Here is an 11,373-nt window from a genome sequence, read left to right as displayed (position 1 = left end):
CCAACACCGGTTTTTTGGGTTTGGGCCCCCCAATTTCCCGGATTACCGGGTTTCCCCCCCACCCCCCCCCCGCCCCGCCCACACACAGCCCTGCAGCTTTTGACGTTGACGTTGCTTCGAAGCGGGCCGCCGGGCGCAGCCCGGCAACCCACCACACACATCAGTCGCGCTCAGCCGCGTTCTCTGCTTCCAGCCGCGTCTCTTCCTGCGCCGCCATCTCGCGTTCGATCCACGCCTCGATCATCTGCCGCGCGCGCTGCGCCTTGCGCCGCTCGCGTGTCCATTCCTGGTCCAGCACGCGGTACAACGACACCATCACCAGGATCATCAGCACGGCGAAGGGCAGCGCGGCGATGGTGATCATGCCCTGCAGCGCGGACAGCCCGCCGGCCAGCAACAAGGCCGCCGCGATCAGCGCAACCCCCACGCCCCACGCCAGCTTGCGCTTCGGCGGCGGGTCACCGGCCTCATCGGTGGACATGCTGGCCAACACCAGTACTGCCGAATCGGCAGAGGTCACGAAGAAGATCATCAGCAGCACCAGCGCGACGCTGGCCAGCAGCAGCGGGAAGGGCAGGCTGTCGAACATGGTGAACAGCACCGTTTCGTAGCCATTGCCCAGCGCGGCCACCAGATCGACATGGCCGAACAACTGCGACCACAGCGCGGTGCCCCCAAATACGGAGAACCAGACGAAGCCCAGCACGGTGGGCGCGATGACCACGCCGATCACGAACTCCCGCACGCTGCGCCCTCGCGAGATGCGCGCGATGAACGACCCCACGAACGGTGCCCAGGCAATCCACCACGCCCAGTAGAAGATGGTCCAGTCGGCCACCCACGTGCTGCCGGAAAACGGCGACATGCGCAGGCTCATCGTCACCAGCTGGTTGAGGTAGGACCCCAGCGTGGTGGTGAAAGTGTCGAAGATGAAGCCGGTCGGACCCAGCACCAGCACCATGGCCAACAGCAACGCAGCCAGGCCGAGGTTGAAGTTGGACAGCCATTTGACCCCGCGCTCCACCCCGCTCAGGGTCGATGCCATGTACAGCACGAACGCCACCGCGATGATCACCATCTGGGTCGGTACGCTGGAGGGAATGCCGAACACCCGCTCCAGACCCGCCGCGATCTGGATGGTGCCGAAGCCCAGCGTGGTGGCCACGCCGACCGCGGTCGCCACCACGGCGGAGATGTTGACCGCGTGGCCGATCCAGCCGCGATGGTGTCGGCCGATGATCGGCTGCAGCATGTCGCTGACCAGGCCGCGGCCGTTGCGGTTGAACTGGAACCAGGCCATGGCCAGGCCGATCAACGCGTACACCGCCCATGGATGCGGGCCCCAATGGAAGAAGGCATAGCGCATCGAGGCACGCGCCGCGTCCATGCCCATGGGTTCCAGCCCTTCCGGCGGTTTGACGAAATGCGAAACGGGCTCGGCCGCGCCCCAGAACACCAGACCGATGCCCATGCCAGCGGCGAACAGCATCGACATCCAGCTGGCGCGGGAGAAGTCCGGCTCGGCATCTTCGCCACCGATGCGCAGGTTGGCGAAGCGTCCGAACGCCAGGTACAGCAGGAAGGTCAGCGCAAGGAACACGACCAGCAGGTACAGCCAGCCAGCGCCGCGGACCACCTCGGCCAGCACGGCCTGTACGACGGCGTTGAAGGAGTCCGGTGCGAGCCCGGCGAGCAGCACCAGGACAGCGACCAGTGCGATGGAAATTCGAAACACCATGGAGGGGCTTCTCCGATCAGCGAATGAGGGAGCGAGCAGAAGCTTGCGGTGCGATGCCGGGCAATGCCAGCAGGGCGGAGGACGGCGGACGGCCGCATGCCTGCAGGAGCAGGCGCGACAGTGCGCTGGGTGATGTTACCCAGCGTGGCGTCATGGACTCGTCAGTGTGTCGTCCGCGACAGCGGTGGTGTGTTCTAATGCGCGCTGAAGCGGGGGTACCGCGGCGAACTGGCCGTGGTTGAGATAGTCCCTTGGAACCTGATCCGGCTCATACCGGCGTAGGGAAGCTTTGCAATGCCGTCCGTGCGTGGGCCCTCCCGGGGTCGGCGTGCGTGCGTCGGCGCACCGCCGCTTCGTCCCCGAACCTGACTGGACGAAGCCCGATGAACGCACAGTACGATGACCTGCAGCGGCAGGTGCAGCAGCTTTCCGAAACCGTCACCCGGCCGATCCCGGGATCGCGCAAGGTGCATGTGGCCGGTTCCCGGCCCGACCTGCAGGTGCCGATGCGCGAAATCGCGCTCAGCCCCACCCCGGACGCGTTCGGCGGCGGCGACAATGCCGCGTTGGCGGTCTATGACAGCTCGGGCCCCTATACCGATCCAATGGCGCGGATCGAGCTGGCGGTGGGCCTGCCGGCGCTGCGCCGGGGCTGGATCGAAGAACGCGCCGACACGGGACTGCAGGGCGGGCCGGGATCGGTGTTTGGTCGCTCGCGCGAACGCGATGCCCGGCTGGCCGCGGTGCGGTTCCCGGCGCGCAACCCGCCCCGTCGCGCGCATGCCGGCGCCAACGTGACCCAGATGCACTACGCCCGCCAGGGCGTCATCACCCCGGAGATGGAGTTCGTCGCCATCCGCGAGAACCAGCGCCTGCATGCGGTGCTCGATGCCGGACTGCTGCAGCAGCATCCGGGGCAGTCCTTCGGTGCTGCCATCCCGCGCGTCATCACGCCGGAATTCGTGCGAAGCGAGATCGCACGTGGCCGGGCGGTACTCCCCAACAACATCAACCATCCAGAAAGCGAGCCGATGATCATCGGCCGCAACTTCCTGACCAAGATCAACGCCAACATCGGCAACAGCGCGGTGTCCTCGGGCATCGCCGAAGAAGTGGAGAAACTGGTCTGGGCGATCCGCTGGGGCGGCGATACGGTGATGGACCTGTCCACCGGCAAACACATCCACGAAACCCGCGAGTGGATCATCCGCAACTCACCGGTGCCGATCGGTACCGTGCCGATCTACCAGGCGCTGGAAAAGGTCGGCGGTCGTGCCGAAGACCTCAGTTGGGAGGTGTACCGCGATACCTTGGTCGAACAGGCCGAACAGGGCGTGGATTACTTCACCGTGCACGCGGGGGTGCGGGCCGCGCACGTGCCGCTGACAGCGAGCCGGATGACCGGCATCGTCTCGCGCGGCGGCAGCATCCTGGCCAAATGGTGCATGGCGCATCGCAGGGAGAATTTCCTGCATGCGCATTTCGAGGACATCTGCGAAATCATGAAGGCCTACGACGTGACGTTCTCGCTGGGCGACGGATTGCGCCCGGGCTGCATCGCCGATGCGAACGACGCGGCGCAGTTCGCCGAACTGGAAACCCTCGGCGAACTGACCAAGGTGGCCTGGCAGCACGACGTGCAGGTGATGGTGGAGGGGCCGGGCCACGTGCCGATGCACCTCATCAAGGAGAACATGGACAAGCAGCTGCGCGAATGCGGCGAGGCGCCGTTCTATACCCTGGGGCCGCTGACCACCGACATCGCGCCGGGCTACGACCACATCACCAGTGCGATCGGCGCGGCGATGATCGGCTGGTACGGCACGGCGATGCTCTGCTACGTCACCCCCAAGGAACACCTGGGCCTGCCGGACCGGCAGGACGTGCGCGACGGCATCATGGCCTATCGCATCGCCGCCCACGCCTCGGACCTGGCCAAGGGCCACCCCGGCGCGCAGGTGCGCGACAACGCGCTCAGCAAGGCCCGTTTCGAGTTCCGCTGGGAAGACCAGTTCCACCTCGGCCTGGATCCTGAAAAGGCCCGGGAGCTGCACGACCAGACCCTGCCGAAGGACGCACACAAGAGCGCCCATTTCTGCTCGATGTGCGGGCCACAGTTCTGTTCGATGAAGATCAGCCAGGAGGTCCGCGGGCGGGTAGGGGACGGACAACCGTAGCCGCTGGCAGGTGACGACCAACGGTCCTGGTGGGTGACGACCGTTGGTCGTCACGCTCGCCCCCGGTATCCTCCGCCCATCGTTTCCCAAGGCCGCGCCATGCCCATCCCGCCCACCCTGCGCTGGCTCGCCATCGCCCGTCGCCATCCCTCCGCCTGGTTGCTGGCGGTGCAGTTGCTGGGCGTGCTGGTGTATCCGGCAATGGATGACACCGCGGCGGGGCGGGCGGCAGTGGGCACCTTCGGCATCGCCGTGCTCGGGCTCGCCCTGTGGGTGGTGCAGCGCAGCCCGCTGGGCACCTGGCTTGCGTTGTTGCTGGCCATTCCCTCGGTGGTGTTTTCCATCGCCGCGGTGCTGTTGGGCAAGACCGGGTTGGGTACCACGGCGCAGCTGCTGGAAAGCCTGCTGTACTTCTATACCGCCGGTGCGTTGATCGCCTACATGCTGCAGGACCATAAAGTCACCCGCGACGAACTGTTTGCTGCAGGCGCCACCTTTACCCTGCTCGCGTGGGCGTTCGCGTTTGCGTTTTCGGTCTGCCAGCAGTGGTATCCAGGGAGTTTCCTGGCCACCAGCGATGCAGAATTCCGCACTTGGATGGAGCTGCTTTATCTCAGCTTCAGCTTACTGTCCGGGGTGGGGCTCAGCGACGTGGTGCCGGTGCACCCCCAGGCACGCGCATTGGTAATGCTGGCGCAGTTCTGCGGGGTCATGTACGTGGCCCTGGTGGTATCGCGACTGGTCGGCCTGACCATGCTTGAGCACCGACAAAAATGAATGGCAGATAAAAAAATCGCGCCCCGGAAGGCGCGAAGAGTGAAACTGATTATCTGAATACGTGGGCGAGAGAGTGCCTGATGTCCGCCGCAGCATGTGCGGTTAACTCTCATAGGCTAGTATTCGCGCGCTTCGATTCATTTGCGTTATGGGTTCATGCTGTTTGCAGAGTCTGGCTGTTCGCGATTGCACCTCCCGGTCATTCACGCGCGCCTGGCTGGCATCCCGCCTGCCGCCCGCGTTCGAGATAGATGACCATCAGCAACAGCCCTTTCCATGATGCAGATATCCTGCGCATCGGCGAATGCACCGTGACCTTGTCGTCACGTGAAGTGCAGGTGCCCGGCGCGCGGCGACTTCGCAGGCTCACCCCGAAGGCGGTGGGCGTGCTGCGCGTGCTCGTCCGCAGCAATGGGCGCGTGGTGACCCGGGATGAGCTGTTCGCCGAGGTGTGGCCGGACACGCTTCCCACCAATGATGTGCTGACCCAGGCCGTGACCCAGCTGCGCAAGGCCTTCACCGCCGACAGCGAGGACGGTCCTGCCTACATCGAGACGATCGCCAAGACCGGCTACCGCCTGCGGGTAGCGGTGACTGCGGTGGACCTGGTTGAACGGTCCGCCCTGCCGGCGGGCGAAGCGCCAACGCCGCCGCCGGTGCAGCCGCCCGCTGGCAGGGATGTGGACGTAGACGCAGACAACCACGTGGACCTGGCCATGCACATGGACACGGAGATGGGCGCCACCCACACGCCCCCCGAGCCCCTGCTGCTGGCGCCGATACGGCCCCGCAGTGCCTGGCGACGCGTCCGGCGCTGGGTGCTGCTGGGCGTGGGTCTGTCCATGCTGCTGGCGCTGGGCGTGATGGCCTGGCTGCTGCTGCATCGGGATACGTCACCCTCGGCAGTCGACGCGGCGGTGGAAAACGGCACGCGGGTGATCGGCAGTCCGCAGCGCCCGTATCGACTCATCACCGCCAGTGCGGGCTTTGAAACCTATCCCACGCTGTCGCCGGATGGCTCGCAGGTAGCGTACGAAGCCAGTGAAGAAGACGGCAGCGGCCAGATCAAGGTGCAGACCTCCGGCAACGCGCCGGCGCGCAATCTGGTGGACCGTCCGGACGGGGCGGTGGACCGCTTCCCGAACTGGTCCCCGGACGGCCGCGAGATCGCCTTCGCGCGCTTCTCCGGCGATGGTCGCTGCGAAGTGCTGATCGCCAGCGCGACCGGCGGCAACGTGCGCGAGGCCACGCGCTGCGACGGTACCGAACTGCTCAGTTTCGACTGGACGCCGGACGGCAGCGGGCTGGTGTTCGGCAGCATGGTGGGCACCTACGCCCACCGCGGGATCCGGGTACTGGACCTTGCCAGCGGGCGGTGGCGTGCGTTGACCTATGCCGCGCACAAGGACGACTTCGATTACGCCCCGCGTATTTCCCCGGACGGGCGCTGGCTGGTGTTCGTGCGCAACCCGCAGGTCGGTGACCTGTGGCGGATGCCGGCCGAAGGCGGGCCGCTTGAGCAGCTGACCGACGACGCGGCCGAGTTCCGTGGCTGGGCCTGGCTGGGTGACAGCCGGCAGATCGTGTTCGGTCGCCGGGTGGACAGCGAAGCGCGCCTGTACCAGCTGGACACCGAGGCACGCACGCTGCGCGACCTCGGCCTGGACGACGCACAGTGGCCGGCGGTGGCGCGCTCGACGAACTTCCTGGCCTTCGTCCATCGCAAGGCACAGTTCGGGCTGTACAAGGTGCCTGTGAAGGACCCTGCGCGGGCACAGCGGCTGTTCGCCTCCAGCGGCCGCGACAGCCAGCCCATGCTGGCACCGGACGACCGGCAGATGGTGTTCGCTTCAGACCGTTCCGGCAGCTACGCCCTGTGGTGGGCCGACCTGCAGCAGCCGCAATCCCTGCGCCCCATCGAGGGACTGCGGCCGGATACCCGGCAGCCACCGGCATGGTCGGCCGACAGCCGCCACCTGCTGGTACTGGGCCGTGATGACCAGGGCGAGCCCCACATCTACGAGATAACTCCGCGCGATGAACAGCTGAGCGTGGTGCCGGTGCCGGTGGCGCGCCCATTGCAGGCCTTGTACCTGGATGATCCGGATCGTTTGCTGGTCATAGAGCGGGGCGACGACCAGCGCACCCGCATGAGTCTGTACGACCGGCGCGACTGGCAGCGACTGGCGACCTTGTACGGCGTGTCCCAGGCGCGCTTTGACAGTGAGCGGCGACGCGTGGTCTTCACCCAGCTGGGCGCCAGTGGACTGTGGTCGGTGGATGCATCACTGTCGCCGGCCAGCGTCCAGCAGCTGAGCGCCGACAAGCCCTCGCGCTGGCGCTACCGGGCATGGTCGGTGGCCGGCGGCGGCCGCGTCGACTATCTGGATGAATCCAGCCAGTGCAGCTCCGGCCTGCTGCGCATCGCCGATGGCGTCGAGGCGGTTTCGCGTTGCCTGGATGCGTCTCGGCTCAGTGCCGGCAATGGATTGAGCAGCAGCGTTGACGGGAATGACGTGTATGTGTCGCTCGCCGTGTCCGACGGTGCCGACATCGGCGTGATGGCGCTGCCCGAACGCCCGGCAGAAGTCTTCCCTGCTTTCGTCAACTCATTGAAAATAAAGCCATAAATGGTTTCGTAAGTTTTTCGTGCGGACATCGTGTCGATTTCGTCGCGAAGTCGTCGCAACGTCCTGACCGCTGACGCCTGATTTGGCAAAACGGACACCCTGTATTGGTAAATACGTGGTGCTCCATGCGTCAGCTCTCCCTGGCCGATCGCGGTCAAACGATCTCCCTCGACAAGTCGCCCGATGACGCGACGCCGATCTGCCTGAGCGTGGCCCGGCTGGGCAGCCTGCAGACCGCCGGCAGCTGCTTCACCGTGTGGATCCAGGTCCGCGGCAGTGCGTGGGTGGAGGCCAAGGAGGGTCGCTTCCGGATGCGCCGTGGGGAGTGGATCGCCTTCGAGAAGGAATCGCGTCCGCTGGTCCAGGCCGGCCGCAGTGGCCTGTGCATCGGCCTGGCGCTGAATGCCGATGCCATGCGCATGTTGATGGAACTTGCCGATTGCGGCCTGTATGCCGGCCGTGGCCTGATGAAGCAGGCCGAGCTGCGGGTTGCCCTGCGCCTGTGGCGCGATGCGCTGGACAGTGGCCTGCCGGCGCAGGCGCTGCGCCCGATGCTGCTGCACCTTGCATCGCTGCAGCGCACGATGGCCGGCACCGTGCAGCGTTGCCCGGGCCGCTCGCGCAGCCGCAAGCGCCAGGTGTTCGGTCGCATGCAGCGCGCCCGCCTGTATCTGGAAGGCAACAGCCACCGCGTGGTGCGCATCGGCGAACTGGCCGAACTGACCAACTTCTCCAGCTGGTACCTGTCCAAGACCTTCCAGAGCCTGTACGAAGAAAGCCCGCAGGCACTGTCGGCACGGCTGCGGCTGGAGCGCGCGGCCGACCTGCTGCGCGATACCGACATGATGATCGGCGAAGTCGCTTCTGCCAGTGGCTTTGACAACTGCTGCAGCTTCGCCAGGGCATTCCGTGCCCGTTTCGGCACGTCTGCGTCGCATTATCGTGAAAGCGCCGCCAAGCTGTCGCCACACTCGGCAAAGTCTCTCGCTGCATCACGCAAACCAAGGATCGCAACACAATCGTAACGTTTGATGGCGTTTTTAACACGCCACTAACGTACCTTGGAGAGAGACATGAATTTCCGTACCCCCGCCGTGCGGCTGGGCATGCTGCCGGCCGGCATTGCGCTGGCGCTGAGCCCGAGCTTCGCCTCGGCGCAGGACGCCGCAGCAGGCACCACCGACCTGGATCGCATCTCGGTCACCGGCTCGCGCATCCGCGCGGCCAACGTTGAAACCCAGCAGCCGATCCTGACGCTGAGCCGCGAGAGCCTGGAAAAGCAGGGCTTCTCTTCGGTCGCCGACGTGCTGAACAACCTGACCTCGGCCGGTTCCCCGGCGATCTCCCGTTCGGAGTCGCTGGCTTCGGGTGAGAACGTGGGCGGCTACTATGTCGACATCCGCAACCTGGGCGCTGAGCGCACCCTGGTGCTGATGAACGGCAAGCGCCTGGGCGCGACCACCTCGGGCCTGCAGGATCTGAGCCAGATCCCGATGGGCGCCGTCGAGCGCATCGAAGTGCTGAAGGATGGCGCGTCCGCCATCTACGGTTCCGACGCGATCGCCGCCGTGGTCAACGTGATTACCCGCAAGAACGTGGAAGGTGGCGAAGCCACCGCCTACTTCGGGCAGTACGGCGAAGGTGACGGCAACACCGAACAGTACTCGATGACCCTGGGTGCTACCGGCGAGCGCGGCAGCCTGACCCTGTCGGCTGAATACAACAAGGCCGATCCGGTCTTCGCCAAGGACCGTTGGTACAGCAAGGACGGCAACCTGGGTCCGAACTCGACCCCGGCGTCCTGGAGCGCACTGAGCCAGAACGGCAGCTGGTGCAACCCGACCATCTACAACTGCGGCAGCGCCTCGGCCGTGTGGCAGACCCTGAACGCTGGTGGCGATCCGCTGAATGCGGCCGATTACCACCCGCTGACCCAGAATGAGTGGGCCAACGCCAATCAGCAGATGACCGCGCTGACCGGCGTGGAGCGCAAGTCCGTCTACATCAACGGCACCTACGACTTCACCGACTCGATCAGCCTCAATACCGACCTGCTGTACAACGAGCGCAACACGTTCCAGCAGATCGCCGGTTATCCGTACCAGTCGCGCAGCTTCCTCACCCCGCTGTCGGCTGACAGCGCCTTCAACCCGCTCGGCCAGGACATCGACTTCCGCCGCCGCCTGTGGGAAGTGCCGCGCACCACCGAAAGCCAGCTGAAGACCACGCGCTTCGCGCCGACCATCAGCGGCTTCTTCGACTTCGCCGGCAAGACCTTCGACTGGGACGTCGGCGCGCTGTGGAACCGCAACGAGTCGATCGTCACCCAGCGTGGTGATGCCAGCCTGATCGCCACCGAGCAGGCCCTGGGCCCGTCATTCATCAACAGCGCTGGCGTCGCGACCTGCGGCACCGCTGCAGACCCGATCGTGGGCGACTGCCGTCCGTGGAACCCGCTGCTGCCGAACGGCGTTGCAGGCCAGGGCTCGCTGGCTGACCCGGCGCTGCAGGAATTCCTGTTCCCGACCTACACCACCCGTGGTGAGACCAAGACCACCAGCTTCACCGCCAACCTGGCTGGTTCCATCGTGACCATGCCGGCCGGTGACCTCGGCTTCGCCGTGGGCGTGGAGCACCGCAAGGAAGAAGGCAGCTACGTGCCGGACGCCTTCGCACAGTCGGGCATGTCGACCGGTCTGGGCCAGAAGCCGACCCGCGGCGAGTACGACCTGAACGAGGCCTATCTCGAGCTGAACGTGCCGATCCTCTCGGATATGCCGTTCGCCAAGGAACTGTCGCTGAACATGGCGACCCGTTACTCGGATTACAGCAACTTCGGCGACACCCTCAACAGCAAGTTCGGCGTGACCTGGCGTCCGATCGACGAACTGCTGGTCCGTGGTACCTACGCCGAGGGCTTCCGCGCTCCGACGATCAGCGATCTGTACGGTGGCCTGAGCTCGAGCTTTGAACGCTACATCGATCCGTGCGGTGTCACCGCGCCGGGCAGTGTTGCCGGCAATGCTGCCTGCTCCGCCGCCGGCGTGCCGGCCAACTACGTGCAGCTGGGCCAGGGCGGCAATCCCTGCACCACCCTGCCGTGTGCGACCAACGACCAGTTCATCTCGGGTGCCAATCCGAACCTGAGCCCGGAAACCTCCAAGAGCACGACCGCAGGTCTGGTCTGGAGCCCGCGTTGGGTGCAGGGCCTGGACATCTCGCTGGATTGGTACAAGTACGAAATCAGCGACATGATCATCGCCGACAGCGTCGACCGCATCCTGCGTGACTGCTACGTGCTCGGCAATTCCTCGCGTTGCGCCAGCGTGGTTCGTGGTCCGGCCGGCAACATCACCGCGCTGACCTACGGCACCGCCAACCTGGGCAAGGTGGAAACGCAGGGCTACGACCTGGGTGTGAAGTATCGTCTGCCGGAAATGGCGATCGGTAACTTCAGCATCGACTGGCAGACCAGCTACCTGTCCTCCTACGATGAAGAAGGCCAGAACAGCGCCGGTGACACCATCACCATCGGTCAGGTCGGTACTCCGGGCCTGTTCCGCGTCCGTTCCAACGCCACCGTGGGTTGGACCAAGGGTGACTTCGGCGTCAACTGGACCGCGCGTTACTACTCGGGCATGGCCGAAGACTGCATCGACATCGGCTGCACCGATCCGGATCGTTACCAGAATGGTGAAGCAGCGCCGATCCGCAAGACCGGTTCGAACACCTTCCACGATCTGCAGGTCAGCTACACCGCACCGTGGGACGCCACCATCGCAGTTGGCGCGAACAACGTGTTCGACCACCGCGGCGCATTGCAGTACTCGGCTCCGAACAGCGCCTTCGCCTACTACGGCGGTTTCGATGTCGGTCGCTTCCTCTACATGAAGTACACCCAGCGCTTCTGATCCATCGAAGCACTGATGCGTAAGTGAAAAGGGGCGGACCGCAAGGTCCGCCCCTTTTCTTTGTCTGCGAAGGAAACCGGTAGCGCCGAGCCATGCTGGGCGGTTGCCTGTCATGTCCCCTGACACGCTCCGCCGACCAC

5 protein-coding genes, 1 pseudogene and 1 riboswitch are annotated in these 11,373 nt (G+C 65.5%); of the genes and pseudogenes, 5 read left to right on the top strand and 1 reads right to left on the bottom strand.

Annotated features, from left to right (window positions below; all coding sequences use genetic code 11):
* Nucleotides 1-160: 160 nt before the first annotated feature.
* On the bottom strand, nt 161-1,738 hold the full coding sequence (locus tag ACI2JH_RS10705) for a BCCT family transporter (protein ID WP_404736162.1): 1,578 nt from the start codon (nt 1,736-1,738) through the stop codon (nt 161-163).
* Between the two features lie 201 nt (nt 1,739-1,939).
* A riboswitch (TPP riboswitch) is annotated at nt 1,940-2,041 on the top strand.
* Between the two features lie 80 nt (nt 2,042-2,121).
* Here ACI2JH_RS10705 and thiC point away from each other — a divergent pair.
* From thiC to ACI2JH_RS10680, 5 genes and pseudogenes are all read left to right on the top strand, one after another.
* Nucleotides 2,122-3,888, top strand: a pseudogene (thiC, locus tag ACI2JH_RS10700) (phosphomethylpyrimidine synthase ThiC); the annotation flags it as partial.
* 126 nt (nt 3,889-4,014) lie between these two features.
* The gene (locus ACI2JH_RS10695) at nt 4,015-4,692 is read left to right on the top strand and encodes an ion channel (protein ID WP_182657577.1); all 678 of its coding nucleotides are present in this window, start codon (nt 4,015-4,017) and stop codon (nt 4,690-4,692) included.
* 251 nt (nt 4,693-4,943) lie between these two features.
* Nucleotides 4,944-7,322, top strand: coding sequence for a winged helix-turn-helix domain-containing protein (locus ACI2JH_RS10690; RefSeq protein WP_404736161.1), 2,379 nt, complete (start codon nt 4,944-4,946; stop codon nt 7,320-7,322).
* A gap of 125 nt (nt 7,323-7,447) precedes the next feature.
* Entirely contained in the window at nt 7,448-8,347 is a 900-nt protein-coding gene (locus ACI2JH_RS10685) for a helix-turn-helix transcriptional regulator (protein ID WP_057509181.1), read from the top strand.
* 48 nt (nt 8,348-8,395) lie between these two features.
* A complete protein-coding gene (locus ACI2JH_RS10680; RefSeq protein WP_182657579.1) occupies nt 8,396-11,233 on the top strand; it encodes a TonB-dependent receptor in 2,838 nt (945 codons plus the stop codon).
* The last annotated feature ends 140 nt before the right edge of the window (nt 11,234-11,373 follow it).

Source organism: Stenotrophomonas sp. NPDC078853 (genome assembly GCF_044901215.1).
Taxonomy (GTDB): Bacteria; Pseudomonadota; Gammaproteobacteria; order Xanthomonadales; family Xanthomonadaceae; genus Stenotrophomonas; species Stenotrophomonas lacuserhaii.
The sequence above is the reverse complement of the archived record's forward strand: the minus strand, read 5'-3'. Positions and strand labels throughout refer to the sequence as shown.

Excerpts from the sequence above, each read along its gene's own strand:
- ACI2JH_RS10705 (WP_404736162.1), bottom strand. The coding sequence starts at position 1,738 with ATGGTGTTTCGAATTTCCATCGCACTGGTCGCTGTCCTGGTGCTGCTC.
- ACI2JH_RS10695 (WP_182657577.1), top strand. The coding sequence starts at position 4,015 with ATGCCCATCCCGCCCACCCTGCGCTGGCTCGCCATCGCCCGTCGCCAT.
- ACI2JH_RS10690 (WP_404736161.1), top strand. The coding sequence starts at position 4,944 with ATGACCATCAGCAACAGCCCTTTCCATGATGCAGATATCCTGCGCATC.
- ACI2JH_RS10685 (WP_057509181.1), top strand. The coding sequence starts at position 7,448 with ATGCGTCAGCTCTCCCTGGCCGATCGCGGTCAAACGATCTCCCTCGAC.
- ACI2JH_RS10680 (WP_182657579.1), top strand. The coding sequence starts at position 8,396 with ATGAATTTCCGTACCCCCGCCGTGCGGCTGGGCATGCTGCCGGCCGGC.